Raw genomic sequence first — 25,519 nt, forward strand, 5'->3', positions numbered from 1 at the left:
GGCCCGGAAACCCTTCGGACCGGACCCGTCTCGTCGGCGGCGAGCGCGGAATTCCGTTGTCTACTGGGCTCCCGGACCCGTCCCGGGTCCAACCCCCCGCCCGGTTGGGGTGCCCCGACTCGACGGACCGACGGCCCTGCACCTGGCTGTGTGGACGGAGTCGGGCTCCGTCACGGACGCAGGATCCGGCGATGTCAGAGACGGCCAACCGGCCAAGTCCCGTGCTGGACTGCGCAGCAAACTACCGACTCCACCTCAGATGTCAACCGTGTCCCGATCAGCAGAAACATCAAGTTTTCGCAGCTAGGACATGTTTGACCGGTGGCTTCAAAGCAGGTCAAAGGCCATTAGCGGGCTCCGGCGAGCGGCTTGGCAAGTCCCGCAACGCGGGCGACAGCGGGCGCTCGTGGACGACCCCGAGCCGTTGCGTCGCACGCGTGAGAGCAACATACAGGTCACTCGGCCCGCGTGGCGACTGGGCGGCGATGAGGTCGGGCTCGGCGACGATGACGGAGTCGAACTCGAGCCCCTTGGCGTCGGCCACCCCCATGACGGCCACGCGCGCGTCGAGCGCCTCGGTGCCCCTGCCCCGCCCGGCCCCCGGCGTGACGACGGCGGCGCCTGACACGGCGGCGGCGAGCCGGGCGCCGAGCTCGGGCACCAGGTCGTCGGGCGCGACCACGGCCACCTTGCCGCCGTCGGCCGCCTCGGCGGCGACCAGCTCGGGCAGCGCGGTGAGCGGCGCCGACCAGGGCCGGGTGCCGGCCTCGCGGACGGACAGGGGGGCCTGCAGCCCGGGGTCGATGGTGGCCAGGACGCGGGCGGCGACGTCCATCAGCTCGACCGGGGTGCGGTAGTTGACGGTCAGCTGCTCCTGGCGCCAGCGCCCGGCGACGTACGGGTCGAGCACCTCGGCCCAGGAGCGGGCCCCCGCCGCCGAGCCGGTCTGGGCGATGTCGCCGACGATGGTCATGGACCGGGTCGGGCAGCGCCGCATGACGGCCCGCCAGGCCATCGGCGACAACTCCTGGGCCTCGTCCACGATGATGTGCCCGTAGGCCCAGGTGCGGTCGGCGGCGGCGCGCTCGGCGGTGGTGAGGTAGGGGCCGTCGCCGCGCTGGCGCTCGGCGAGCCGTTCGGCCTCCATGACGTCGGACAGGCCCGTGAGCTCCAGCACCTCGCGGGCGTAGGCCAGCTCGGCCTCGCGCTCGTTCTCGGCGGCCCGCCTGGCGGCGGCCAGCTCCTCCTCGGCCTGCATGGCGGTGGCGCGCAGCACCTGCTCGTCGATGTCGCCGAGCAGCTCGGCGGCCTCGTCGAGGAGCGGGACGTCGGACTCGGTCCACTCGCCGCCGTCGCGGCGCAGCAGCCGGCGTTCCTCGGGCGTGAGGGCGGAGGCGGCGTGGCCGAGGCGCTCGGCGGAGCCGTACAGGCCGAGCAGGAGGCCCTGGGGGGTCAGGTAGGGCCACAGGCGGTTGAGCGCGGCCTTGACGACCGGCTCGGTGCGCAGGTCCTCGCGCAGGTCGGCCAGCTCGTCGTCGTCGATGAGGCCCTTGCCGATCTTTCGGGCCTGCTGCCTGGCGAGCGCGGTGAGCAGCGAGCGCACGAACACGGCGCGGGCCTGGTTGTGGGGGCGGCGCGAGCGGCCGGCCTTGTTCTTGGCGTTGTCGAGCATCTGCCGGTCGATGGTGAGCGTGATGCGGCCGACCTGCAGCTCGATCGGCTTGCGCGGGACGCGCTGCCGGTCGCGTACGGCCTTGGCGATCACGTCGGCCATCCGCGCGTCGCCCTTGAGCGCGGCCACCTCGGGGCGGTCGCGCCTGGTGGCGGTGACGCCGGGGTAGAGCTCGCCGACCGTGGACAGCAGCACGTCGGTCTCGCCGAGCGAGGGCAGCACCTGCTCGATGTAGCGCAGGAAGGTGAGGTTGGGGCCGAGGATGAGCACGCCGCGCCGCTCGAGGCGCTCGCGGTGGGTGTAGAGCAGGTATGCGGCCCTGTGCAGGGCCACGACGGTCTTGCCGGTGCCCGGTCCGCCCTGCACCACCAGCACCCCGTTGAGGTCGCTGCGGATGACGCGGTCCTGCTCGGACTGGATGGTGGCGACGATGTCGCGCATGCGTCCCGTGCGCCGCTCGTCGAGGGCGGCGAGCAGCGCGGCCTCGCCGTTGAGCGTGGCGCGGTCGTCGTCGGTGAGCGCGTCGAGGTCGAGCAGGTCGTCGTCCACGCCGATGACGTCGCGGCCCCTGGTCTGCAGGTGGCGGCGGCGGGTGACGCCCATGGGGGCGGTGGGGGTGGCGCGGTAGAAGGGCTGCGCGACGGGGGCCCGCCAGTCGATGAGCAGGCGGCGCTGGTCGTCGTCGGTCATGCCGATCTTGCCGATGTAGAGGCGGCCTTCGTCGACGTGGTCGAGCCGGCCGAAGGCGAGACCGCGTTCGACCGCCCAGAGCCTGGCGAGGCGCGAGGCGTACATGTCGGCGAACGTGTCGCGCTCCGACCTGTTCTGCATCGTGCCGACGGCTCCTGCGGCCAGCACCTCCTTGAGCTGCCGCTGGGTGCGCTCGCGAAGGGTGTCGAGGCGGTCGTAGAGGCGGGTGACGTACGCCTGCTCTTTTGCCAGTTCGGTTTGACGCGTTGCCGCCTGACCGTTAATGTGGTTAATGGGACACTCCGGGCCATTCTGCTTGTTGTTGCGACAAACGCCGACATTAGCACGCCTGCTGTTGCAGTCTCGTCACTTTCCCCCTTTCCTGGTCACGTCTTGGTTTCACCTCTTGACCGTCTCGCCAGGGTCTTCTTATGGTCATCGCGAGTTAGGAAAGTTTCCTAACCCAAGCGAAGGAGACGCCGTGAGCGGCCCGGTTCCGGGAACCCCCAGTCTGCTACGTGCCATCAATGATCGCGCGGCGTTGCAGGCGCTCCTGGAGCGCGGCCCGCTGACCAGGCCCGAGATCGGCGCGCTCACCGGCCTGTCCAAGCCCACGGCCTCCCAGCTGCTGCTCAGGTTGCAGCAGGCGGGGCTGGTCGTGCAGGACGGCGTGCGGGAGGGCCTGCCGGGCCGTACGGCCGAGGTCTACCGGATCAACCCGGAGGCCGCGTACGTGGCCGCTCTCGACGTCACCCCCGCCCGCATCGAGGCCAAGGTGGCCGACATCACCGGCACGGTCGTCGGCGAGCACGTGCTGCCCACCCCGCGCAGGCCGCACGGCGAGCTGGTCGACCGGCTGGCCGCCGCACTGAGGGGCGCGAACCCGCCGGACAAGCCGCGCCGGGTGGTGAGCAGGGTGGTGATCGGCGTGCAGGCCGCGATCGACCCGGCCACCGGCAGGCTCGGCTACGCCGCCGCCAAGGACGTGCCGGGCTGGCAGCTGCCGGACCTGGTGCCCACGCTCAGCGCCGGGCTCGGCGCGCCGGTGGACGTCGAGAACAACGTCAACCTGGTGGCGGTGGCCGAGCAGGCGCACGGCGCGGCGCGCGGCCGGCAGGACTTCGTGCTGCTGTGGGCCGACGAGGGCATCGGTTCGGCCATCGTGCTCGGCGGGCGCATGCACCGGGGCGCCACCGGCGGCGCGGGCGAGGTGGGCTACATGCCGACCCCCGGCGCGCCGACGGCCCGCGAGGCGGGCCGCTACGCCAACCACGGCTACCAGGCGCTGACCGGCGGCCCTGCCGTGCTCAAGCTGCTGCGCTCGTACGGCGTGCGCGGCTCCGACTTCCGCCAGGCCGTCGCGGGCGCCGTACGCGCGGCGGCCGGCACCGGGAAGAAGGCCGAAGACGCCAGGGCCGGGCTGCGCGACGTCGCCGCCCGCCTGGCCGTGGGCCTGGCGGCCATCACCTCGGTCGTCGATCCCGGCCTGATCGTGCTGACCGGCGGCGTGGTGCTGCCGGGCGGCGAGACCCTGCGCGAGCTGGTCGAACACGAGCTGCACGCGCTGACCATCCCCCAGCCCCCCGTCCGCCTGTCGAGTGTCGAGGGCAACCCCGTGCTCGCCGGCGCACTCGACCTCGGCCTCGCCGCCGTCCGCGACGAGGTGTTCCGTTCAACCGTCCCGTCATGATGGATGGCAGGAGGCACCCCCCGTGCGCTTCGTCCCTCTTGCGGTCGCCGCAGCCCTGGCGCTGACCGCGTGTACCGCCGGTAAGGAGGCGGGCCCGTCGCTCGGCGCCCGCCCTTCGAGCTCCGCTTCTCAGGCCCTCTCCCCCGCCACGCTGGAGCTGTGGCACGGCTTCTCAACCGACGCCGAGGTCAAGGCGTTCGAGGACGCCATCGCCGGATTCAGGAAGAAGTTCCCGCAGATCACCGTCAAAGCCGTCAAGGGCGTCCAGGACGACCAGATCACCCAGGCCATCAGGGGCGGTGACGCGCCCGACGTGGCGGCCTCGTTCACCACCGACAACGTGGCACAGTGGTGCAGGTCGGGATCGTTCCAGGACCTCACACCCGTCATCGAGCAGGACGGCGTCGACCTGTCGGTGCTGCCCGCCGTCGCGCGGTCCTACACCGCCTACGAAGGCAGGCAGTGCACGCTGCCGCTGCTCGCCGACGCGTACGGCCTCTACTACAACAAGGCCCTGATGAAGGGCGAGCAGCCGCCGAAGACCCTGAGCGAGCTGACCGCGCTGGCCAAGAAACTGACCGTGCGCGACGACAAGGGCGAGATCAAGGTCGCCGGATTCATCCCGAGCGTCCAGTACTACGAGAACAGCATGAGCCACCTCGGCCCGATGGTCGGCGCCAAGTGGTACAACGACGACGGCACCTCGGCCATCGGCTCCGACCCGGCCTGGAAGAAGCTGCTGATCTGGCAGAAGGAGCTGGTCGACTGGTACGGCCACGACAAGCTCGACCGCTTCCGCAAGGGGCTCGGCGACGAGTGGAGCGCCGAGCACCCCTTCTACAAGGGCAAGGTCGCGATGGTGCTGGACGGCGAGTGGCGCAACGCCATGATCGCCAATGAGGCGAAGGACCTCGACTACGGCACCGCCCCCCTGCCGGTCGCCGACGACCGCCCCGACCTGTACGGCAGCGGCTTCACCGCCGGCACGGTGATCGGGGTGCCGAAGGGCGCCGAGCACCCGCAGCACGCCTGGGAGCTGGTCAAGCACCTGACGACGGACACCGAGTCGCTGGTGACGCTGTCGAACGCGCTGCGCAACGTCCCCACGACCAAGGCGTCGATGGAGTCGCCCGATCTGGCCAAGGACCCGAACTTCGCCACCTTCCTCGGCATCTTCGCCCACCCGAAGACCACGACTTTGCCGGCGAACGTCAACAGCGTCTTCAACCAGGAGGCGTTCTCCTCCTTCGCCGTCAAGTGGGAGAAGGGCGACGTACCGGACCTGGACGCCGGGCTCAAGGCCGTGGACAAGGTCATCGACGACAAGCTGAAGCTGTCCGGGGGCTGAGGTGGCCGCCGTGACCTCCGTACCGCTGCGGCGGCGGCACGGCGAGGGACTGCGCGCGCTGGTGTGGCTCGCGCCGTGGCTCGCCGGCGTGTCGATCTTCTTCGTCTATCCGCTGCTGTCGACGGTGTACTTCTCCTTCCACCGCTACGACCTCTACACGCTGGAGTTCATCGGCCTGGACAACTGGCGTTACCTGCTGCAGGACCCGCGGGTGCCGACCTCGGCGGCCAACACGCTGTGGCTGGTGCTCATCATGGTCCCGGCGACCGTGCTGTTCGCGCTGGCGCTGGCCCAGCTCGTGGTGCGGCTGAAGGCGGGCACCGGCCTGTTCAGGACGATCTTCTACCTGCCCTCGTTGGTGCCCATGGCGGCCGGGACGATCACGTTCGTGTTCCTGCTGAACCCCTCGACGGGGCCGATGAACCAGGTGCTGGCCGTCTTCGGCATCGAGGGGCCCGACTGGTTCGGCGACCCCGGCTGGGCCAAGCCGAGCCTGACGCTGCTGTCGCTGTGGGGCTGCGGCCAGCTCGCCGTGATCTTCATGGCGGCGCTGCTGGACGTCCCCAGGCACCTGTACGAGGCCGCCGCCATCGACGGCGCCGGCCCCTGGCGGCAGTTCCGCAGCGTCACCTTGCCGACGATCGCGCCCGTGCTGATGTTCGCCCTGGTCACGAACGTCATCTACGCCCTGCAGTACTTCAGCCAGGCGATGATCGCCTCCCGGGTCGCCTCGGGCGCGACCGACTCGCCCGGCAGCTCGTTCACCCCCGGCTATCCGGACGAGTCGCTGCTCACGCTGCCGCAGTGGCTCTTCCACGCCGGATTCCGCGACTACACCATGGGCTACGCCTGCGTGCTCGCGCTGCTGCTGTTCGCCACGTCGATGATCTTCACGCTGATCCTGCTGCGGCACTTCCGCCGGGCCGAGGAGGTGTCATGAGCGCCACGATGACCGCGCCGCATCGCCCCGCCCCGGGGAGCCCCGGCGCGCCCGGCGCCCGCCGCGCCGGGCTCAGGGCGCGCCGGCGGCGGGTGCTGGTGTGGATCGCCACGCACGCGCTGGCCGTGGCGCTGGCGCTGATGTTCCTCGCTCCCATCGCCTTCATCGCGCTGACCGCGCTGATGACCGACGAGCAGGCGCTGACCAGTGACCTGTGGCCGCGCGAGTGGAACTGGGAGAACGTCGCGCTCGTCTTCGAGAAGTCGATGCTGCTGCGGTGGGCGGGCAATACGCTGCTGTACGCGGCGCTCGGCACGCTGTTCACCGTGGTGTCGTCGGTGCCGGTGGCCTACGCGCTGGCCAGGTTCCGCTTCCGCGGCAGGCGGGCGGCGTTCCTGCTGGTCGTCACCACCATGATGCTGCCGCCGCAGGTCGTGGCGGTGCCGGTCTATCTGGTGTGGGCGCGGCTCGGACTCACCGACAGCCTGTGGCCGCTGATCCTGCCACTGCTGCTCGGCGACGCGTTCTCGATCTTCCTGCTGCGGCAGTTCCTGCTCACCATCCCGCGCGACTACACCGACGCTGCCAGGGTGGACGGCTGCTCCGACCTCAGGACGCTGCTGCGGGTCATCCTGCCGATGGCCCGTCCCGCCGTGGCGGCGGTCGCGCTGTTCCAGTTCTTCTACTGCTGGAACGACTATTACGGGCCGCTGCTGTACGCCGGCGTCGAGCAGGAGAATCTGACGCTGTCGCTCGGCCTGGCCACGTTCAAGGCGTTCCACAGCGTGCAGTGGAACCTCACCATGGCCGCCACCCTGCTGGTGACCGCCCCGGTGATCATCGTGTTCTTCTTCGCCCAGCGGGTCTTCATCGAGGGCGTGACGTTGACGGGAGTGAAGGGTTGAGGATCGCGGTGGTCGGGGGCGGCTCGACGTACACGCCGGAGCTGGTGGACGGGATCGCGCGGCTGCGTGACGAGCTGCCGGTGACGGAGCTGGCGCTGATCGACCCCGACGCGAAGCGGCTCGACCTGGTGGCGGGGGTCTCGCGGCGCATGCTGGCGCACGCGGGGCACCCGGCGCGGACGCTCGCCACGTCCTCGGTCGAGGAGGGCGTGGCGGGGGCGCGGGCGGTGCTGTTCCAGCTGCGGGTGGGCGGGCAGGCGGCCCGCGACGTGGACGAGACGCTGCCGCTGCGCTGCGGCTGCGTGGGGCAGGAGACGACGGGCGCGGGCGGGCTGGCCAAGGCGCTGCGCACGGTGCCGGTGGTGCTGGAGATCGCCGACGTCGTCCGCGCCGTCGCCGCCGACGCGTGGATCGTGGACTTCACGAACCCGGTCGGCATCGTCACCAGGGCGCTGCTGGACGCCGGGCACCGCGCGATCGGGCTGTGCAACGTGGCCATCGGCCTGCAGCGCCGCTTCGCCGCCTGGCTGGGCGCCGACCCCGCCCGCGTGTCGCTCGGGCACGTCGGGCTGAACCACCTCACCTGGGAACGTTCCGTGCTCCTCGACGGCGCGGACGTGCTGCCCGCGCTGCTGCGCGAGCACGGCGACGAGCTGGCGGAGAGCCTCGGCCTGCGTCCGGGGCTGCTGCGGCGGCTCGGCGTCGTCCCCTCCTACTACCTGCGCTACTTCTACGCCCACGACGCGGTGGTGCGCGAGCAGCGCTCCAAGCCGTCACGGGCGGCCGAGGTGGCGGACATGGAGGCGCGGCTGCTCGCCCTGTACGCCGACCCCGCCGTGGTCACCAAGCCCGAGCTGCTGTCGGAGCGCGGCGGCGCCTTCTACTCCGAGGCGGCGGTGGCGCTGATCGCCTCGCTGCTCGGCGACCGGGGCGACACGCAGGTGGTGAACGTGCGCAACGACGGGACGCTGCCGTTCCTCGGCGACGAGGCGGTGATCGAGGTGCCCGCCGCCGTCACCGCCGCAGGGGCCGTGCCACTGCCGGTCCCGCCGGTCGAGCCGCTGTTCGCCGGGCTGATCGCGCACGTGTCGGCGTACGAGACGCTGGCCCTGGACGCGGCCCTGCACGGCGGCGCGGACCGGGTGCGTGACGCGCTGCTCGCCCATCCGCTCATCGGGCAGGACGAGACCGCGGAGGAGCTGGCCGGGCTGCTGCTGGCGGCCAACCGCGCGCACCTGCCGTGGACGGCGTCCCGGTGAGCCGGCTCGTGCTGGCCGTGGACGGCGGCAACAGCAAGACCGACGTGGCCGTGGTGTCCGAGCACGGCGAGGTGCTGGGGGCGGGCCGCGCGGGCGGGTTCGCGCCGCAGCGCGACGGCGTGGCGGCGGCCGTGGACGTGATCGCGGCGGCGCTGGCCGCGCTGCCCGCCGGGGTGCCGCGCGACGGGTACGCCCACGTGTCGGCCTGCCTGGCCGGGGCGGACCTGCCGGTCGAGGAGGAGGCGCTGGCCGCCGAGCTGGCCACCAGAGGGCTGGCGGCGGACGTGGTGGTGCGCAACGACACGTTCGCGCTGCTGCGGGCCGGCGCGTCGGGGCCGTGGGGGGTGGCGGTGGTGTGCGGGGCCGGGATCAACGCCGTCGGCGTCGCGCCGTCCGGCGCGGTGGCCCGCCTGCCCGCCCTCGGGCGGCTCAGCGGCGACTGGGGCGGTGGGCAGGACCTCGGCGAGGAGGCGCTGTGGCATGCGGTACGCGCCGAGGACGGCCGGGGCCGGCCCACCGCGCTGGCCCGCCTCGTCACCTCGCACTTCGGCACGGCCACGGTCGAGGAGCTGGTGCTGGCCGTGCACTTCGGGCTGGTCGGCGGCGACCGGCTGCACGAGCTGGCGCCCGGCGTGCTGGCGGCGGCCGGCGACGGCGACCCGGTGGCCAGGGAGCTGGTCGAGCGGCAGGCCGAGGAGGTGACCGTGCTGGCCGAGGTGTGCCTGCGCCGGCTCGGGCTGCTGGAGACACCCGTGGAGGTGGTGCTCGGCGGCGGGCTGCTGACCGCGCGCGACCCGCTGATGACGAAGCTGCTGGAGGCGGGGTTCGCGCTGCGGGCGCCGCACGCCGAGCCGGTGGTGGCCGACCGGCCGCCGGTCCTGGGGGCGGCGCTGCTGGGCCTGGAACGGCTGGGCGCCGCCAAGGGGGCCTTGACGGCGCTGTCCACGGCCTACGGTCCTCGCTGAGGCCGATCCGGGGTTCGGGGGACGCTCCTGAGGCTCTCATGACGGCGCTGCGGCCAAGGGGGGGAAGCGCTGCCGCCTGGGGTTGCCCTGCGGCCTTGGGTCGCCCTGCGGCCGGTCAGGCGCCTTCGGCGGCCATCGGGGGCTCGCCCGCGACGTCGGGGGCGCGGTGCTCGTAAGGGGTGCTGAGCACGACCGTGGTGCGGGTCGAGACGTTGGCCGAGGCGCGGATCTGCTGCAGCAGGTCCTCAAGCGCGACCGGCGAGGCCACCCGCACCTTGAGTATGTAGCTCTCGTCGCCGGCCACGCTGTGGCAGGCCTCGATGGCCGTCAGGTGGGCCAGCCGCTCGGGGGCGTCGTCGGGCGCGGCGGGGTCGATCGGCTTGATGGACACGAACGCGGTCAGCGGCAGCCCCACCGCGTCGTGGTCGATGATCGCGGCGTATCCGCGGATCACGCCGCGCTTCTCCAGGCGGCGTACGCGCTGGTGCACCGCCGAGACGGACAACCCGGTCTCCCTGGCCAGGTCGGTGAAGCTCATGCGGCCGTCACGGGCCAGCAGCGTGACGATGCGGCGGTCGATCTCCTCCATCGGTCAAAGGTAGCCGGTCATGGTCACGACATGGTCCCGACCGGGGACGCTCCCCTGCGCATCGCGTGCTCGACGAGCGTGATGAGCACCTCCTTGCCCGAATCGCGGCGGCGGGCGTCGCAGCGCACGATCGGGATGTCGGCCGCCAGGCCGACGGCCGAGCGCACGTCGCCGACGGTGAAGGGGCTGGTGCCCTCGAACTGGTTGAGCGCCACGATGAACGGCTGGTCGCGCTTCTCGAAGTAGTCGACGGCGGGGAAGCAGTCGTCGAGGCGGCGGGTGTCGGCCAGCACGACGGCGCCGAGCGCGCCCATGGCCAGCTCGTCCCAGACGAACCAGAACCGTTCCTGGCCCGGCGTACCGAACAGGTAGAGCATGTAGTCGTTGCGGATCGTGATGCGCCCGAAGTCCATCGCCACGGTGGTGGTGAGCTTGCGCTCCACGCCCGACAGGTCGTCGATGTGCGTGCCCGCCTGGGTGAGCGCCTCTTCCGTGCGCAGTGGCCTGGTCTCGGAGACGGCACCGACCATGGTGGTCTTGCCCGCGCCGAAGCCCCCGGCGATCAAGATCTTGATCGCTGTCGGCAGCCGCCAACGGTCTGAGCGACCGAATTCCATCCAGCACCGCCCGTACAATTCCCGCGCATGCGCGACCCAGCCCCTGAGGTGCCGTGGTCAGTGGTACCTGTCAAGGAAAGCTGTGAAGGTCGATCCACATGCCTGGCATCGAGACACCCTAGCAACGCCACATTTTCCACTCAAGCCGCAATCTTTTACAAGAATGAAAATGTCACGGTTTGTGACGGGACGCCCGCTTATTCGGCGATCTAACAGGCAAAGAGTCAAGTTTGTCTGTCATGTATTCAGACGAGTACTTTACTCTGGCGGCGGAAAGCCCGAAACGCCGGTGAAGCCGGCGTGGAAGCCGAGCTGTCTGTGCAGGTAGAAGGCCGTGCGGGGGCTGTGGGCCCGTACCGGCTCGATCAGCTCCTGCGCCCTGCGGACCAGCTCGGCCATCGCGGCCGTCACCTGCGAGCGCTCCACGCCCAGCGCGAGCACGTTCAGGTCGCCCCAGCTCAGGTCCCGCCGGTACGTCACGACGTCCCCGAGCAGGTGCAGGTAGCGCTGCACCTGCCGGCTGACCGCGCGCAGCTCCTCCAGGTGGGCCTTCGACCAGTCGTCGGCCGTGTAGATCCAGTGGCACAGGTCCACGAAGCAGGAGCCGCGGCCGTCGGCGTTCTCGACGTAGTGGGTCAGTGACGGCGTCGCATGCGCGTCCCGCCAGGCCCAGGCCCGCGCCATGCCCTCCAGCATGCGGGCGAGCTGGTCGGCCCAGATGCCCTGCAGGTCGCCGAACTCCTTGACGGTGCCCAGCTCGTCGCGCAGGTCGGCGAGGAAGCGCGAGACCGCCGAGCGCGGCGCCGCGCCCCGCGCGACGTCCAGGCACTCCATCGTCAGGCGGTCGACGTGGGAGCGGGTGAGCGCGGTGTGGTCGACGATCCTGTCCACCGCGAGGACCCACAGGGCGGCCCGGTTGACGACCTTGAGCCGGTGGGCGCCGGCCCAGGGGGCGCTGAACGCGGTGGACAAGGTCAGGGCGTGGATGAGGTCGGTGGTGAAAGCGGCAGCGGGGAACAACCCGCCGTACATTTCGGCGCACCGCCGCAGATCTCTCCCGCATTCGGCGGCCATTGCGCACGTCTCGCCGAGCTCGAACGCCTCGTCCAGCTCGTCGCCCGGCATCCTAGGGCCGCTCGACCGGCTCGCGGATCATGCCCGACGACCCCCATTTCCCCTGGATATGCACCTGTCACGGCAATTGTTTCATGATCATGCGGTATCGATCAAGGTATCAGCTGCCTGGCCGGGCGGGCGCGTTCGCCTCTCCCCCAAGCCAGCCGCGTGAAGTTTCGCGGTCAGGGCGACGCGGGAGCCGACGCCGAGTTTCGTATAGATCTTGCCGCTCGTCCGCACACCGCTCGGCCCGCGACCGCGCACCGAGCCGCTCACCGCCAGCGTGCTGACGCCTCCCGCGCCGCTCACCGCCGACGTGCTGACGCCCTTTGCGCCCGACTCCCCGCCAGGCGTCGAAGAGCGCAGGGCCTCATGGATGAGCGCGGTCTTGCCGATCCCCTCCGGCCCTTCGACGGCCACGATCCTGACGGCCCCCGCAAGGGCCGCGTGCAGCTCCCCGCGCAGGAGAGCGAGCTCCCGCGTCCTGCCGACGAACATGCGAACTCCCTCCGCCGCCCTCGCCATCCCAGAGCGGCGGTGCGAGCACCTGATACACCACCTCAGCAGGCGGGCCGGCGCAGCAGCCCCCAGGCGGCGGTGGCGTCGTCGTGGCGCTTCCCGCGTACGGGCCCCCGCTCGCTCTCCAGCGCCCGCACGGCGGAGATCACCGCGTCCGGCCCGCGCCCGGCGAGCAGGCCGAGCACGGTCTCCCAGCGCCACCCGTACCAGTCGACGAGCCGTGCCACCCCGTCGGTGAACACCCCGGCCCCGCGCACGTCACGGGCGGGAAGGTCGCCGGTGACGCTCTGGCGGGCGGCCTCGGGCCGGGCGGCGGCGACCCAGAACCCGCCGGGCGCGTTGCGCAGCCGGCGTACCAGCTCCACGCTGTACGGCCGCCCGCCGGGCAGCCGCTCGAGCCGGTCGTCCGACACCACCCGCACCCCGCCCCCGGCCAGGGAGAGCACGACCGGCGAGTCCCCGAGCACGAGGTACTCCAGCCGCTCGCGCACCCGCACCAGCGCCACGGTGGCGGACGGCGAGTCGGGGTTGGCGAGGTCGCAGGAGGGAGCGTGGGCGGCGGCGGTGGCCTCGACGGCGCGTTCCAGGACCACGGCGAGCGGATCAGGGGCGTCGCGGGACAGCTCGGCGGCCAGCGCGCCGCCGAGCCGCCCCACCAGCCAGGCGACGTCGTGCACGCACCCGCTGTCGACGCCGGGCGCGGCCGTGGCGCCGTCGAGCACGGCGATCCAGGACGGCCCGGCGACCACGAGGTCCTCGTTGGGACGCGCGGAGCCGGGCCTGGTGGCGTACGCGACCTGCTGGAACACGCCCGTCAGACGACGACCAGCTCGCGCGGCGTGTTGTTGAGCCGCTCGTAGCCGCCGTCGGTGCAGACCACGATGTCCTCGATGCGCGCGCCGTGACGGCCGGGCAGGTAGATGCCGGGCTCGACGGAGAAGGCGAACCCCGGCTCCATCGGCTCGCCGTTGCCGGCCACGATGTACGGCTCCTCGTGCGTCTCGATGCCGATGCCGTGCCCGGTGCGGTGGACGAAGTGGTCGCCGTAGCCGGCGGCGGCGATGACGTCGCGGGCGGCGGCGTCGATCGACTCGCACGACACGCCGGGCCGCACCGCGCGGCAGGCGGCGTCCTGGGCCTGGCGCAGCACCTCGTAGTAGGCGGCGAACTCGGCCGGCGGCTCGCCCACGCTGTACGTGCGGGTGGAGTCGGAGCAGTAGCCGTTGTGCAGCGCGCCGCCGATGTCGACCACGACGGGCTCGCCGGCCTGGATGACCCGGTCGGACACGTCGTGGTGCGGGCTGGCGCCGTTGGGGCCGGAGGCGACGATGACGAAGTCGACGGTGGCGTGGCCGGAGGCGAGGATGGCCTCGGCGATGTCCCTGGCCACCTCGCGCTCGGTGCGCCCGGCGCGCAGCAGCCCGGGCACCTGCCGGTGGACGCCGTCGATGGCCTCGCCGGCCTGCCGCAGCGCCGCCACCTCGGCGGGCGACTTGCGCATCCGCAGCTCCCGCAGCACGCTGCCGGCCAGCACCTGCTCGGTGCCGGGGAGCGCCTCGCGGAAGCGCAGCGACGACATGGCCCACATGCGGTCGGCCAGCCCCACCTTGGCCGGGCGGCCGAGGCGGGCGGCGGCGATCGCGTACGGGTCGTCGGTCTCGTCCCACGCCACGAACTCCAGCCCCAGCCTGGACGCCGGCGACGCCTCGGCGGCGGGCAGCTCGAGACGGGGCACCATCATGTACGCCTCCCCCGAGGCCGGCACCACGAGGCACGTCAGCCTCTCCAGCGGCTTGGCGTCGTAGCCGCTGACGTAACGCAGGTCGGGCCCCGGCGTGAGCAGCAGGGCGTCGAGGCCGGCTTTGGCGGTGGCCTCCTGGACGGCGGCGAGACGGGACACGGGATACAGATCTGAGGACGTCACAGGCCCAATCTACTCGTACGTGCACCGCCTAAAATCCGCGAAAAGGTCTCACCACGCCGCATCTCATGGCTACTCCACGTTCACGGTCGATCACGTATTGTGGGGCCAATTGTCCAGTTCCCTGCGCTTCGAGAGTGAGACCATGGTCGACGTCATAGGCGCGGCCGAGCTGCTCGGGCACGAGAGCGAGGCCGAGATGCTCGCCGTACGGCTGGCGCACGCCCAGCGGCTGGGCAACATGGGCTGGGCGGAGTGGCACCTGCACACGGGCGAGACGACCTGGTCCGAGCAGGTCTACGTGATCTTCGGCCGCGACCCCGACGACGGTCCCATCGCGCTGCCCGACCTGGCCGAGCACGTCGATCCCGCCGACGTGGCCACGCTCGACCGGCTGCTGTGGTCGGTGGTGCAGGGCGTCGAGCCGGTGCAGGCGGAGTTCCGCATCCGCCGCGACGCCGGGGACGTACGGGATCTGCGCGTCGTGCTCGAACCCCTGCCGGGCCCCGGCGGCACGATCGGCATGCACGGCGTCATCCAGGACATCACCGGCCGCCGCCGCGCCGAGCGCATGGTCTCCGAGTCGCGCCGCCAGCTCCTGGAGGCCCGCGAGCAGGCGGCCGAGGAACGGCACGTGATGCTGGCGCTGCGCGAGGCCATCCTGCCCGCGCCGGTCGGCTGCCTGGACCTGCCGCACACCAGGGTCGCCGTGCGGTACGTGCCGGCCGAGAAGACCGCGAACCTGGGCGGCGACTGGTTCGAGACCGCGCCCGCCCCCGACGGCCGGCTGCTGCTCACCATCGGCGACGTCTCAGGGCACGGCCTGCCGGCGATCTCCCGGATGGCCCAGCTCCGCCACGCCCTGGTCGGCCTGGCGATGACGGGGCAGGCCGCCAACCGGCTGCTCGACTGGCTGAACGACCTGGTCATGCACCAGCTCAAGGACACCACCGCCACCGCGATCGTGGGCCACCTCGACCCGGCGACCCGGGTGTTCGCCTGGGGGCAGGCGGGGAACCTGGCGCCGATCCTGGTACGCGAAGGGGTGGCCAGCCAGCTCGCCAAGCCCAGAGGGGTGCTGCTGGGGGCGGCGTCCGGCAGCCCGTACGAGCTGGCCACCACCCGGCTGCTGCCCGGCGACCTGTTGCTGATGTTCACCGACGGGCTGGTCGAGCGGCGGGTCCGCGACATCGACGTGGGCCTGGACCTGGTGCTGGCCGCCGCCCGCCGGCTGTCCGCCCACGACCTGGACGACGGCCTGGACGCCCTCCTGACCGACATCGGCGGCCCGAACCCGGAGGACGACGCCTGCCTCGTCGCGGTCGGCATCCTCGACGCCTGAGCACCGGCCGTCGGGGCCGGTTGCGGGAAGACGCTTCGCGAGGCCGGGCCGTCGGAAGGCGGGCCGTGCGGGCCTTCGGGCAGCAGGCGTCGCGGGGCTTCGAGCGGCGGGCCGTGTGGCCTGTGAGCTGGGGTGGGCGGGATGTCGGTGCGGGGTGGCAGCATGGGTCCGTGCTGATGCTTCTGGACACCCCGTCCCTCTACTTCCGCGCCTTCCACGGCGTCCCCGAGTCGATCAAGGCGCCCGACGGGTCGCCCGTCAACGCCGTGCGCGGGCTCATCGACATGATCGCCACCCTCGTCCGCCAATACGCGCCCGACCAGCTCGCGGCGACGATGGACGCCGACTGGCGGCCGGCGTTCAGGGTGGCGGCGATCCCCACGTACAAGGCGCACCGGGTGGCGCACGGCAACACGGAGGTGGTGCCCGAGGCGCTGGTGCCGCAGATCGCGGTCATCCAGGAGGTGCTCGACGCGCTCGGCATCGCCCGCCTCGAGTCGCCCGGCTACGAGGCCGACGACGTGATCGGCACCCTGACCGCCCAGGCCGGCGGCGCGGTCGACATCGTGACCGGCGACCGCGACCTGTTCCAGCTCGTCGACGACTCCCGCCCGGTCCGCGTCCTCTACACCGCGCGCGGCATCCGCAACCTGCAGATCGCGGACGAGGCGTTCGTCACGGCCAAATACGGCATCCCCGGCCGTTCCTACGCCGACTTCGCCACCCTGCGGGGCGACCCCAGCGACGGCCTGCCCGGCGTGTCCGGCGTCGGCGAGAAGACCGCCGCCGCGCTGATCACCCGGTTCGGCTCGCTCGCCGGGCTGCTCGACGCGCTCGACGCGGGCGAGACCGACGGCTTCCCGGCCGGCAGCCGCACCCGCCTGGCCGCCGCCCGCGACTACCTGCGCGTCGCCCCGGAGGTGGTCGAGGTGGCCAAGGACGCGCCGCTGCCCGACGCCGACCTGGCGCTGCCGTCCAAGCCCCGCGACGCGGAGGCCCTGGTCGCCCTGGCCGACCGCTGGGGCATCGACGGCCCGCTCAACCGCCTCCTCGACGCCCTCGCCAAGTGACCCGCCGAGGGAGGCTCAGGCGCTGAGGAAGGCCCGCACGGCGTCCTGGGCGGCCTCGCGCAGGCGGGCGTGCACGAGCGCGTTCTCCTCCCGGTCCGTACGCACCTCCACGATGCGCGGCCCCTCCCCCCGCAGCGCCTTGGGCAGCTCACCGACGTCGGAGACGAGCGTGTAGGGCGTGCCGGTGGCGGCTGCGACATACCCGAGATCCACCCCGTGCGGCGTGCCGAAGACCCGCTCGAACGGATCCCGCACCGCCGCCTGGGGCAGCAGCGAGAAGATGCCGCCCCCGTCGTTGTTGACCACGACCAGGCACAGGTCGGGCCGCGGCTCGCGGGGCCCGAGTATGAGCCCGTTCTGGTCGTGCAGGAACGACAGGTCGCCCATCAGCGCGTACGAGGGCCCGTTGTGCGCCAGCGCGGCCCCCATGGCGGTGGACACGAGCCCGTCGATGCCCGAAGCGCCCCTGTTGGCCATGAACCGGATGCCCCGCCTGGGCCGCATCGCCTGGTCGAGGTCGCGGATCGGCATCGAGGACCCGCAGAACAGCAGGGCGCCGTTCGGCAGCGCGTCGACGAGGTCCCTGGCCAGGCGCGGCTCGCTGGTGCCGGTCAGGTCGAGCACCTCGTCCATGACCGACCTCACCGCGAGGTCGGCCTGCCGCCAGGCGTGCAGCCAGCTGTCGTCGCCGGAGGCGACCGGGATCTCCACGGCCTGCGCCACCTGGGTGGCCGAGCGGGCCGGGTCGGGCCAGCGGTCGAGGTCGGGCGCGACCACGATGTGCTCGCCGGCCCGCGCGAGCCACGACAGCAGCGGGCGCGACAGCCCGGGACGTCCGAGCGTGACCACGACGTCGGGCCGGTGGCTGTCGGCGAACTCGGGCGTGCCGAGCAGGTAGTGGTAGGTGGAGATGGCGTGGTCGCCGTAGCGGCCGCCGCCGCTGGGCTCCGACAGCACCGGCCAGCCCGCCATGCCGGCCGCGGCGACGTAGCGGCGCACGTTGGCGGCGCCGTCGCCGACCACGAGCACGCCGCGCCTGGTCGGCGGCAGGTGCAGGGCGATGGGCGGGGGCGCGACCCTGGCCCGCACCCACGGCCCGTTGGCGCCGCCGTCGAGCGGCTCGCACCACTCGGTGTCGCCGTCGGGGATCAGCGGCTCCCTGAAGGCCAGGTTGAGGTGGACGGGGCCCGGATTGCCCGCCCCCGCGGCGCGCTGGTAGGCGCGGCAGGCCAGCGAACGCCAGTAGGCGACCTGGCCCGGACGGTCCTCGGGCACGCCGACCTCGGCGAACCAGCGGGTCGCTGAGCCGTACAGCTTGAGCTGGTCGATCGTCTGGTTGGCGCCGGTGCCGCGCAGCTCGGGCGGGCGGTCGGCGGTCAGCACGAGCAGCGGCACGCCCGACTCGGCGGCCTCGACGACGGCCGGGTGGAAGTTCACGGCGGCGGTGCCGGACGAGCAGATGAGCGCGACCGGCCGCTCGGAGCGCTTGGCGAGCCCCAGCGCCAGGAACGACGCCGAGCGCTCGTCGATGCGGACGTGCAGGCGCACCCGTGACTCGGCGTGCAGCGCCATGGCCAGCGGTGCGGAACGCGAGCCCGGCGCCAGGACCACGTCGGTCAGGCCGCAGCGCACCAGCTCATCGACCAGCACCGTGGCCAGCGCGGTAGCGGGGTTCAACGGGACGCCTCCTGCTTCCGGCGAAGCCACTGGGGAGATTCAATCTCAAATGACGACAAATCACGAAATTTCACCGAGGGACGGCGAACCGCCCATAACCCCGCCACCACCCACCACGGCACCCGGCACCAGCCGATCCACCGGGAAGGCAGTGTGCGCGCCGGCACACCGGACCTGAGGGGCCGGTCGGGAAGCCGCGTGCGGGCCGGGGCCGGCGACGGCAGGTGGGACCTGACGGTCTGCCCGGGAAGCCGCGCGGTCCGGCAGACCACGGGGGAACGCGTCACGACCCTCCCTGCACCAGCTGTCCGACCTGTCGCCATTAACCTTACGAGCATGTGGAGGAACCCGTCGCATCCGGACCGTCCGCTGCATGCCATCGTGCAGCCTCCGGGACCTGCTCTCTTCGCGGCGATCCGCGCCGCGCTGGCGGGTGACGGGCCCGCCGTGCTCCCGCTCGTCCCCGGCCACGAGGCGCCCGCCATCGAGGCGCTGCGGCCCACCCACGTCGGCGGCGTCCCCCGCGACGACGGCGCCGGCGTGCCGGACGACGTGGCGGTCGTGATCTCCACCAGCGGCAGCACGGGCGCCCCGAAGGGCGTGCTGCTCTCGGCCGCCGCCCTGCGCGCCTCGGCGACGGCCTCACTGCGCCGCGTCGGGGCGGTCAAGGGCGAGCGCTGGCTGTGCTGCCTGCCCGTCGCCCACGTCTCCGGCCTTCAGGTCCTGGTACGCGCCCTGCTCTCCGGCAGCGAGCCGGTGATCCACCCCTCGTTCGACCCCCACGCGGTGCTGGACTCCGGCGCCGACCACGTCTCCATGGTCCCCACCCAGCTCCACCGGCTGGTCGAGATGGGGGCCGACCTGTCGGTGTTCAGATCGATCGTGCTCGGCGGCGCCGCACCCCGTCCCGGCCTGCTCGACCGGGCCCGTGAGCTGGGCGCGCGGGTGGTGACGACGTACGGGAGCAGCGAGACCTCAGGCGGCTGCGTCTACGACGGACGGCCGCTCGACGGCGTCGACCTCAAGATCGGCGACGACGGCCTGATCAGGATCGCGGGCCCGGTGCTGTTCTCCGGCTACCGCTTCGACCGGCCGCCCGCCCCGCTCGACGGCGGCTGGTTCGTCACCTCCGACCTCGGCGAGCTGGACGGCGGGCGGCTGCGCGTGCTGGGCCGCGCCGACGACGTCATCAACACCGGGGGCGAGAAGGTGGTGGCCGCCGCGGTGACCGCCGTCCTGGCCGCCCATCCGGAGGTGGCCGACGCGGCCGTGATCGGCGTACCCGACCCTGAGTGGGGCGAGCTGGTCACCGCCGTCATCGTCCCCGCCGACCCCGGCGCGCCCCCCACACTTTCGCAATTGCGGGCATTCTGCCGCGATAGGCTGCCTCCTCACGCTGCCCCGCGCGACCTGCGGCTGATGTCCCGGCTGCCCCTGCTGCCGAACGGAAAGACCGATCTGGTACGCCTGAGGGCAGGAACCTGACGAGTTGCGGCTGCGTCATAGTGGGGGAGAAGGAGGGAGCCTTCATGGACCAGACCCGCAAGATGTGGGCATCCGCGGCCGTCGTCGGCGTCATCGTCGTCGGAGGTGCCTCTGTCGCGGCGGCCGCTTCGGCGGGCAAGCTCGACCAGGTCGCGAGGGAGACCCGAGCCCAGATCGAGAAGACCGGCGAGCAGCCGCGTCCCGAGACCACCGACGGCGTCGTGGTCTCCACAGAGGTCAACCCCGACCCCCGCGAGGTGCTCAGATACTGGAGCGACCAGCGGATGGAGGACGCCCAGCCGATGCCGATGCCGGAGGTGGGCAAGCTGGAGACCAGTGACGCGGCGCCGGGCGGGCGTCGTTCCGGCGAGGTCGAGGCGGGAGAGATCGCCGGCCTGCCGGAATAAGACTCGGGGCGGGGCGGTTGGCTATGTGGGCGATCCGCCCCTTTTCACCCCGCATCGATGCGCACGGGAACAAATGACGGCGATTGGCGTTATTGATACTGGTGCGCCGTGCGGACGCGAACCCGCCCCACCACAACTTGCCTGATCGCTTCCACTCCGTACGGAGGAGGTGTCCTCATGCCCAGAACCGCCGTGGCGACCCCACCCGTAACTCTCGACCAGCTGATTGAACGAGGGCGAAACCAGGGTCACCTCTCTCTGGCGGAGCTGCGTGACGCTTTCGCGAAGGCCGGTATCAGCCCCTCTGAAGGCCGCACGATCCTGCGCGAACTCTCAGAGGCCGGCGTGAGCCTGGCCGCCGAGAACGAGCCGTCACTCAGCACCTCCGCCCCCACGCCCAAGAAGGCCACCACCAGGAAGAGCACCTCGCGGGCAAAGACTACCGGCCGCAAGGCCGGCGAGGCAAAAACCTCCGCGAAGACGCAGACGGCCCCCGAACCCAAGCCGGAGCACGTGGAGGACGTCCCCGAGGACCTCGCCATCAACGGTGCCGTCAACGGTGAGGACCCCGACGTCGACAACGAGCCGCTCGACCTGGACGACACCGCGTCCGTGATGGGCGACTCGGTGCACACCTACCTCAAGTCCATCGGCCGCCGCACCCTGCTCACCGCCGCGCAGGAGGTCGAGCTGGCCCGGCGCATCGAGGCCGGCCTGTACGCCGAGTACAAGCTGGAGACCCAGCCCGACCTGCCCGAATCCACGCGCGAGGACCTCCACCTCGTCGTCGAGGACGGCAAGCAGGCCAAGGACCACATGCTGGAGGCCAACCTGCGCCTCGTGGTGTCGGTGGCCAAGAAGTACACCGACCGCGGCATGTCCCTGCTGGACGTCGTCCAGGAGGGCAACCTGGGCCTCATCAGGGCCGTGGAGAAGTTCGACTACACCAAGGGCTTCAAGTTCTCCACGTACGCGATGTGGTGGATCAGGCAGGCCATCCAGCGCGGCTTCGCCGACTCCGCCCGGACGATCCGGCTGCCCGTACACGTGCTGGAGATGCTGTCCAAGCTGTCGCGGGTCGAGCGTGACATGCACCAGCGGCTGGGCCGCGAGCCCACGCCCGAGGAGCTGGCCGTCGAGCTCGACAAGACGCCCGACCAGATCGAGGAGCTGCTGCGCACCAGCCGGCAGCCCATCTCGCTCAACGCGACGATCGGCGAGGACGGCGAGACCACGATCGGCGACCTCATCGAGGACGTCGACTCCCCCGAGGCGTCGGAGATCGTCGACCGCCAGCTGCTGGGCGACCAGCTGCGCGGCGTGCTCGACAACCTCTCGCCGCGCGAGTCGAAGATCATGGCCCTGCGCTTCGGCCTCGTGGACGGCAAGCCGCACACCCTCGACGAGATCGGCAAGCACCTGGGACTGACCAGGGAGCGAATCCGCCAGCTCGAGAAGGAGTCGCTCTCCAAGCTCCGCCACCCCAGCAACACCCGCCCGCTCCTGGACTGGGCAAGCTAGCACCACCGCCCGGCCCGATCGGGCGTACGCATGCGAAGAGCCCCGGTGACCCACCGGGGCTCTTCGTCATTCACGGCCCTGACCGCCGAAGCGCCGGGGCCGTGGGAGCGTCAGCGGGCGGCGGGGACGCGCGACGGGACGTGCGGGATACCCCAGAGGCGGTTCTCCTCGCGCAGCGTGCGCAGCCGGTTGACCTCGGCCGTCCACATGGCGCCCTCGGGCGTCGCCTTGGCCTTGCGCCGGGCGATCCGGTCGTCGTAGGCCTTCACCCCGAACGTGGCCCGCTGCCCCGCCTCGGCGGCGCGCAGCGCCTCGGTCAGCGCGCGGTCGAACGCCAGCCCCGCGGCACGCAGCTCGGCCTCGTCGGCGTCGGCGGCCCGCAGCTCCCGCAGCGTGCGCTCGGCCTCTCTGGCCTTGTCGAGCAACTCGGGGAAGCTCTTGGCTATCTCCTGGTCCGCGTGGTAGCGAACCTCTGCCTCCCGGCTCACCCGCGGACGGAAAAACGCCATCGACCCGGCCCTTTCACGCTGTCGGTACTCGTTCAACCGCCAAGGGTACGCCGTCCCGCGACACGTGCGGAAATCGCCCCGGCGCCAGCGCCTTTACATAGTAAGATGATCGCCATGCCCGCCAAGAGACCTCCGGTCCCCCTCTCCCGCGAGCGGATCATCGAGGCCGCGCTGCACATCGCCGACAGCCAGGGCCTGCGCCGCCTCACGATGCGCCGGCTGGGCGACGCGCTGCAGGTCGAGGCGATGGCCATCTACCACCACCTGCCCCGGGGCAAAGAGGCGCTGATGGACGCCCTGGCCGAGCACGTCACGGCCGTCCACGTCGAGCCAGGCCCGACCTGGCAGGAGACGGCCAAGGCGTGGTGCCGGGCGAGCAGGGAGCTGCTGCGCGACCATCCCGGCGTGCTGGCCCTCGCGCTCACCAAGCCGCCCAAGGGCGCCACCATGATCACGATCAGGGAGCAGATCGACCAGCTCACCGACGCGGGCCTGCCCGACGCCGCCGAGGCCGTACGCGCGCTGCGGGCCTTCGTCTTCGGCAGCGTGGCGGTCGAGGTGCAGCAGTCAGGCTGGGCGGACCCCGAAGTCGATGAATGGGTCAGGCGGGACGAAAGAGCCGATGTGGACTTCGAGCGCGGACTCGACGCTCTTCTCAAGGGTTTGCAAACGTGATGCGCGTGGCGCGCTTGGCCGGTTATCCTGCATAAGGCACGCTGTGTCGAAGGTCACACGGTTCGGGGACCCTCCTGTAACAGTCCTAACGGACTATGTCGAAACGTGTGACTCAGGTCGCACACTTGCCAGCACAACTACCCGAGCCGGCTCCCGCCCCTCCATCACGGGAGCATCCCACGAGATATCGGAGGCACGCCGATGTGCCCGCACGACCCGGCCTGTCCGGATGCCGAGGCGCCGGACCGCGAAGCGGCCCGCACCCTCGCCAGCCACCCCGAACAGGGGTGGAGCCTGCTCTGCAACGGCGTCGTCCTGTTCGAGGACACCGGAGAGCTCCTGCCCAGCGGCACCGCCATCGCCCCGCACCGCCCTGTCGTAGGCGCGGCCTGACTCACAGTCGGGCTCCGGGGCACGCCGCCCCGGCACCACCGCCACCGGCCCGCCGAGGCGCGGCCGAACCCGCTAAGGCACGGCGACGAGCGGCCGGCCGAGTGACCACACCTCCCGGCCGCCACCCCGCCCTCACGAACAGCCGAACGAGCGCCCAAACCTCCCGGCCTGGGCGCCGTCTCTGCGAAGAATCAGGCAGCCCATACCTGGCTCCCAAGGGCTAGGCGTATCGGGTGATCCATTGTGCGACTGTCTCGCCCACCCGGGCGGGGTCCCGTTTCAGGTCGTGCCCCTCCCCCGGCAGCACCACCAGCCGGGTCGCGTCCGCCGCGTCGGGGACGCCGAACGGGTCGCGGTCGCCGTTCACCACCAGCACGTCCACCCCGGCCGCACGCAGCTCGTCGGCGCGGGAACGTTCGGGCTTGCCCGGCGGGTGCAGCGGAAAGGCCAGCGCCACCACGGCGGCCGCGCCGACGGCCTTGGCCGTACGGCAGGCCACCCGCGCCCCGTTGCTCCGCCCGCCCTGCACGAGCGGCAGGTCCGGCAGGCGCTTGCGCAGCTCGTCCAGGACGACCTCCCAGGCCTCGTCCTGCCGGGCGGGCGAGCCGGGCGCCCGCGCCCCCGCCACCCGGAACGCCTGCGTCACCCGGACCACCGTCGCCCCGGCCGCCAGCGCCGCCGCGCGCACCGCCAGCAGGTCGGGCGCGTCCACGGTGCCGGCCGAGCCGTGGGTCAGCACCAGCAGCAGCCGCGGGTCGCCGGCCTCGTCGATCTCGGCCAGCGCCGGCCCTCTCGGGGTCATCACCTGCATGGCAGCACCGTACCTGCGAAGGATCCCGCGCTAGCTCTCAGGTCGGATGACGGCGCGCCGAGGTGAGAGCATGATGGATCTCATGCCAGACAAATCCCTCCGGGACGACTTGCAGGCCACGCTCGAAGCTCGTCGTGATCTGGGCCCGGAGTACGAGGCCGCGCTCATCGACTCGTTCGTCGAGCGCCTCGACGCCACCATCGCCCACCGCGTGCACGCCGAGCTCGAACGGCACGACGCCGTTCCCAGGGGGAAGCGGACCAGCCCGGCCGCGCCGATGGTGCCCATCGTCCTCGGCTCGCTGGCTCTCGGCATCCCGCTGACCGGCGTCGCAGGCGCGACCGCGGGCGGCTATGGCCTGGTGATCGCCTGGCTCGCGATCGTCGTCGTCAACGTGGCAGCCGCCGCAGCCGTCATGCGCCGCCGCTGACCATGCCCATGCCCATGCCCGTGCCCGGACGCGGGGGTCGCGGTCGTCAGGCGGCGGGCCTGAGCCGGTCTCAGCGGGGATCAGGTGTCGCGGTGGTAGCGGAGGCGGACTTCGGCGGCGAGGGCCTCGTTCTCGTGTTCCAGCCCGTACGTCCACACCCGGTCGGCGTCGTCCGCCCGCCCGCGTAGCGGCAGGGTGCGGGCCAGGAGCTCGATGGCGAGGGCGCTGGTCCGGGCGTCGGCGCCGCCTTCGACGCTCTCGGCGAACTCCGCGCAGGCGAGCTCCAGATGCGCGATGCCGAGTTGCACCCGCAGGCCCGGCACCTCGTCCTCGGGCGCGAACTCCAGGGCGTCCAGCAGCACCTCGGCCGCCGCCCCTGGCTCTCCGTGCTCGACCATCAGGTCGGCGAGCCGCTGGGCGGCGTGCGCACCGACCCGCTCGTCCCCCGCCTGCATGCCGGCCTCCATGGCCGCGCGCAGCTCCTTCTCGGCCTCCTCCAGGTTGCCGTCGCGGACGGCGAGCCGGGCAAGGGCGAGGTGGGCGAGCGGCACGTACGCGGGCGTGCCGACCCCCAGCACGGCCTGCCAGGCGGCCCTGGCCTGCTCGTCGCGCTCCTCGCGCTCGAACCCCTGGGCGAGGTGGCAGGCGGCCTGGGCGGCGTATTCGGGGTGGCCGGTGGCAAGCGCGGTCCTGGCGGCCTTCCTGGCGGCCTCGACGTCGCCGCGCTGCTCCAGCACGACGGCGAGACCCACGGCGGCCTGGGCCCTGTCGGGCTCGTCGGGGTCGCCGGCCAGCTCGCCCAGGATGGCCGCTGCGGCGTCGAGGTCGCCGCGCTCGGCCAGGCGGCGGGCGGCGTCGAGAGGTGAGGTCTCCAGCTCTGAGGACGTCAACGGAGCTCCTTGTGGGGACGGTCGCCCTGAGCCTAACGACTTCGAGCGATCATGTCTGCTCACTTGACGCCCTGCGAA

The 25,519-nt window shown here is 72.2% G+C and carries 25 protein-coding genes; 14 read left to right on the plus strand and 11 right to left on the minus strand.

Annotated features, from left to right (window positions below):
• Positions 1-337 precede the first annotated feature (337 nt).
• Positions 338-2,530, minus strand: coding sequence for an ATP-binding domain-containing protein (locus tag AB0K12_RS33615; RefSeq protein ID WP_364570383.1), 2,193 nt, complete (start codon positions 2,528-2,530; stop codon positions 338-340).
• Between the two features lie 313 nt (positions 2,531-2,843).
• On the opposite strand from AB0K12_RS33615, the gene AB0K12_RS33620 reads away from it, so the two are divergent.
• The 6 genes from AB0K12_RS33620 to AB0K12_RS33645 are packed head-to-tail and all read left to right on the plus strand — an operon-like array spanning position 2,844 to position 9,469.
• The gene (locus AB0K12_RS33620; protein WP_364570386.1) at positions 2,844-4,052 is read left to right on the plus strand and encodes an ROK family transcriptional regulator; all 1,209 of its coding nucleotides are present in this window, start codon (positions 2,844-2,846) and stop codon (positions 4,050-4,052) included.
• A 22-nt stretch (positions 4,053-4,074) separates the two neighbouring features.
• A complete protein-coding gene (locus tag AB0K12_RS33625; protein ID WP_364570389.1) occupies positions 4,075-5,400 on the plus strand; it encodes an ABC transporter substrate-binding protein in 1,326 nt (441 codons plus the stop codon).
• A gap of 10 nt (positions 5,401-5,410) precedes the next feature.
• Positions 5,411-6,340 (plus strand): sugar ABC transporter permease, encoded by a 930-nt coding sequence (locus tag AB0K12_RS33630; protein WP_364570393.1) that lies wholly within the window; start codon positions 5,411-5,413, stop codon positions 6,338-6,340.
• Positions 6,337-7,245: a carbohydrate ABC transporter permease gene (locus tag AB0K12_RS33635; RefSeq protein ID WP_364570396.1), complete on the plus strand. Its 909-nt coding sequence runs from the start codon at positions 6,337-6,339 to the stop codon at positions 7,243-7,245. The genes AB0K12_RS33630 and AB0K12_RS33635 overlap by 4 nt, the downstream gene beginning before the upstream one ends.
• Entirely contained in the window at positions 7,242-8,504 is a 1,263-nt protein-coding gene (locus AB0K12_RS33640; protein WP_364570398.1) for a 6-phospho-beta-glucosidase, read from the plus strand. Before AB0K12_RS33635 ends, AB0K12_RS33640 begins: the two co-directional genes overlap by 4 nt.
• Positions 8,501-9,469, plus strand: a complete 969-nt coding sequence (locus AB0K12_RS33645; RefSeq protein ID WP_364570401.1) for a BadF/BadG/BcrA/BcrD ATPase family protein — start codon at positions 8,501-8,503, stop codon at positions 9,467-9,469. The genes AB0K12_RS33640 and AB0K12_RS33645 overlap by 4 nt, the downstream gene beginning before the upstream one ends.
• A 115-nt stretch (positions 9,470-9,584) precedes the next feature.
• On the opposite strand, the gene AB0K12_RS33650 is transcribed toward AB0K12_RS33645, so the two are convergent.
• The 6 genes from AB0K12_RS33650 to AB0K12_RS33675 all read right to left on the minus strand — a co-directional run bounded on the left by AB0K12_RS33650 (position 9,585) and on the right by AB0K12_RS33675 (position 14,234).
• Complete coding sequence (locus AB0K12_RS33650; protein ID WP_364375983.1) at positions 9,585-10,058, minus strand: Lrp/AsnC family transcriptional regulator; 474 nt, start codon at positions 10,056-10,058, stop codon at positions 9,585-9,587.
• A 23-nt stretch (positions 10,059-10,081) separates the two neighbouring features.
• Positions 10,082-10,675: an ATP/GTP-binding protein gene (locus AB0K12_RS33655; protein WP_364570405.1), complete on the minus strand. Its 594-nt coding sequence runs from the start codon at positions 10,673-10,675 to the stop codon at positions 10,082-10,084.
• 258 nt (positions 10,676-10,933) lie between these two features.
• On the minus strand, positions 10,934-11,800 hold the full coding sequence (locus tag AB0K12_RS33660; RefSeq protein WP_364570408.1) for a terpene synthase family protein: 867 nt from the start codon (positions 11,798-11,800) through the stop codon (positions 10,934-10,936).
• 87 nt (positions 11,801-11,887) lie between these two features.
• Positions 11,888-12,289, minus strand: coding sequence for an ATP-binding protein (locus AB0K12_RS33665; protein ID WP_364570411.1), 402 nt, complete (start codon positions 12,287-12,289; stop codon positions 11,888-11,890).
• 62 nt (positions 12,290-12,351) lie between these two features.
• Complete coding sequence (locus tag AB0K12_RS33670) at positions 12,352-13,119, minus strand: protein phosphatase 2C domain-containing protein (protein WP_364570414.1); 768 nt, start codon at positions 13,117-13,119, stop codon at positions 12,352-12,354.
• Between the two features lie 5 nt (positions 13,120-13,124).
• Entirely contained in the window at positions 13,125-14,234 is a 1,110-nt protein-coding gene (locus AB0K12_RS33675; RefSeq protein ID WP_364570417.1) for a Xaa-Pro peptidase family protein, read from the minus strand.
• 142 nt (positions 14,235-14,376) lie between these two features.
• Between AB0K12_RS33675 and AB0K12_RS33680 the strand changes: the two genes are divergently transcribed.
• Together AB0K12_RS33680 and AB0K12_RS33685 are read left to right on the plus strand one after the other, a co-directional pair.
• Complete coding sequence (locus AB0K12_RS33680) at positions 14,377-15,573, plus strand: SpoIIE family protein phosphatase (RefSeq protein ID WP_364570420.1); 1,197 nt, start codon at positions 14,377-14,379, stop codon at positions 15,571-15,573.
• A 176-nt stretch (positions 15,574-15,749) separates the two neighbouring features.
• Positions 15,750-16,643, plus strand: coding sequence for a 5'-3' exonuclease (locus AB0K12_RS33685; protein ID WP_364570871.1), 894 nt, complete (start codon positions 15,750-15,752; stop codon positions 16,641-16,643).
• A gap of 15 nt (positions 16,644-16,658) precedes the next feature.
• Here AB0K12_RS33685 and menD read toward each other — a convergent pair whose 3' ends face one another.
• Positions 16,659-18,320, minus strand: a complete 1,662-nt coding sequence (gene menD, locus AB0K12_RS33690) for a 2-succinyl-5-enolpyruvyl-6-hydroxy-3-cyclohexene-1-carboxylic-acid synthase (RefSeq protein WP_364570423.1) — start codon at positions 18,318-18,320, stop codon at positions 16,659-16,661.
• Positions 18,321-18,656: 336 nt separating this feature from the next.
• On the opposite strand from menD, the gene AB0K12_RS33695 reads away from it, so the two are divergent.
• From AB0K12_RS33695 to AB0K12_RS33705, 3 genes are all read left to right on the plus strand, one after another.
• Positions 18,657-19,805 carry an AMP-binding protein gene (locus tag AB0K12_RS33695; protein WP_364570426.1) on the plus strand — a complete coding sequence of 383 codons (1,149 nt, stop codon included), beginning with the start codon at positions 18,657-18,659 and terminating at the stop codon, positions 19,803-19,805.
• 44 nt (positions 19,806-19,849) lie between these two features.
• Complete coding sequence (locus tag AB0K12_RS33700) at positions 19,850-20,212, plus strand: hypothetical protein (RefSeq protein WP_364570429.1); 363 nt, start codon at positions 19,850-19,852, stop codon at positions 20,210-20,212.
• Positions 20,213-20,389: 177 nt separating this feature from the next.
• Positions 20,390-21,733, plus strand: coding sequence for an RNA polymerase sigma factor (locus tag AB0K12_RS33705; protein ID WP_364570432.1), 1,344 nt, complete (start codon positions 20,390-20,392; stop codon positions 21,731-21,733).
• A gap of 110 nt (positions 21,734-21,843) precedes the next feature.
• Here the strand turns inward: AB0K12_RS33705 and AB0K12_RS33710 are convergent, their stop codons facing one another.
• Complete coding sequence (locus AB0K12_RS33710) at positions 21,844-22,221, minus strand: hypothetical protein (RefSeq protein ID WP_364570435.1); 378 nt, start codon at positions 22,219-22,221, stop codon at positions 21,844-21,846.
• A 135-nt stretch (positions 22,222-22,356) separates the two neighbouring features.
• Here AB0K12_RS33710 and AB0K12_RS33715 point away from each other — a divergent pair, with 135 nt between their 5' ends.
• Positions 22,357-22,917 (plus strand): TetR/AcrR family transcriptional regulator C-terminal domain-containing protein, encoded by a 561-nt coding sequence (locus AB0K12_RS33715; protein WP_355422528.1) that lies wholly within the window; start codon positions 22,357-22,359, stop codon positions 22,915-22,917.
• A gap of 201 nt (positions 22,918-23,118) precedes the next feature.
• Entirely contained in the window at positions 23,119-23,310 is a 192-nt protein-coding gene (locus AB0K12_RS33720) for a DUF5999 family protein (RefSeq protein WP_043616949.1), read from the plus strand.
• 220 nt (positions 23,311-23,530) lie between these two features.
• Here the strand turns inward: AB0K12_RS33720 and AB0K12_RS33725 are convergent, their stop codons facing one another.
• Positions 23,531-24,121: an alpha/beta family hydrolase gene (locus AB0K12_RS33725; protein ID WP_364570440.1), complete on the minus strand. Its 591-nt coding sequence runs from the start codon at positions 24,119-24,121 to the stop codon at positions 23,531-23,533.
• Between the two features lie 82 nt (positions 24,122-24,203).
• Here AB0K12_RS33725 and AB0K12_RS33730 point away from each other — a divergent pair, with 82 nt between their 5' ends.
• Positions 24,204-24,551, plus strand: coding sequence for a hypothetical protein (locus tag AB0K12_RS33730; RefSeq protein WP_364570443.1), 348 nt, complete (start codon positions 24,204-24,206; stop codon positions 24,549-24,551).
• An 80-nt stretch (positions 24,552-24,631) separates the two neighbouring features.
• Here the strand turns inward: AB0K12_RS33730 and AB0K12_RS33735 are convergent, their stop codons facing one another.
• Positions 24,632-25,441, minus strand: a complete 810-nt coding sequence (locus AB0K12_RS33735; RefSeq protein WP_364570446.1) for a tetratricopeptide repeat protein — start codon at positions 25,439-25,441, stop codon at positions 24,632-24,634.
• Positions 25,442-25,519 lie beyond the last annotated feature (78 nt).

It is taken from the genome of Nonomuraea sp. NPDC049419, from assembly GCF_040676995.1.
In the GTDB taxonomy this organism is placed as follows: Bacteria; Actinomycetota; Actinomycetes; order Streptosporangiales; family Streptosporangiaceae; genus Nonomuraea; species Nonomuraea salmonea.

Coding starts and splice junctions, on each gene's coding strand:
- AB0K12_RS33665 (WP_364570411.1), bottom strand. CDS start 12,289: ATGTTCGTCGGCAGGACGCGGGAGCTCGCTCTCCTGCGCGGGGAGCTG.
- AB0K12_RS33715 (WP_355422528.1), top strand. CDS start 22,357: ATGCCCGCCAAGAGACCTCCGGTCCCCCTCTCCCGCGAGCGGATCATC.
- AB0K12_RS33655 (WP_364570405.1), bottom strand. CDS start 10,675: ATGGAATTCGGTCGCTCAGACCGTTGGCGGCTGCCGACAGCGATCAAG.
- AB0K12_RS33720 (WP_043616949.1), top strand. CDS start 23,119: ATGTGCCCGCACGACCCGGCCTGTCCGGATGCCGAGGCGCCGGACCGC.
- AB0K12_RS33635 (WP_364570396.1), top strand. CDS start 6,337: ATGAGCGCCACGATGACCGCGCCGCATCGCCCCGCCCCGGGGAGCCCC.
- AB0K12_RS33660 (WP_364570408.1), bottom strand. CDS start 11,800: ATGCCGGGCGACGAGCTGGACGAGGCGTTCGAGCTCGGCGAGACGTGC.
- AB0K12_RS33725 (WP_364570440.1), bottom strand. CDS start 24,121: ATGCAGGTGATGACCCCGAGAGGGCCGGCGCTGGCCGAGATCGACGAG.
- AB0K12_RS33730 (WP_364570443.1), top strand. CDS start 24,204: ATGCCAGACAAATCCCTCCGGGACGACTTGCAGGCCACGCTCGAAGCT.
- AB0K12_RS33680 (WP_364570420.1), top strand. CDS start 14,377: ATGGTCGACGTCATAGGCGCGGCCGAGCTGCTCGGGCACGAGAGCGAG.
- AB0K12_RS33650 (WP_364375983.1), bottom strand. CDS start 10,058: ATGGAGGAGATCGACCGCCGCATCGTCACGCTGCTGGCCCGTGACGGC.
- AB0K12_RS33700 (WP_364570429.1), top strand. CDS start 19,850: ATGGACCAGACCCGCAAGATGTGGGCATCCGCGGCCGTCGTCGGCGTC.
- AB0K12_RS33695 (WP_364570426.1), top strand. CDS start 18,657: ATGTGGAGGAACCCGTCGCATCCGGACCGTCCGCTGCATGCCATCGTG.
- AB0K12_RS33685 (WP_364570871.1), top strand. CDS start 15,750: ATGCTTCTGGACACCCCGTCCCTCTACTTCCGCGCCTTCCACGGCGTC.
- AB0K12_RS33705 (WP_364570432.1), top strand. CDS start 20,390: ATGCCCAGAACCGCCGTGGCGACCCCACCCGTAACTCTCGACCAGCTG.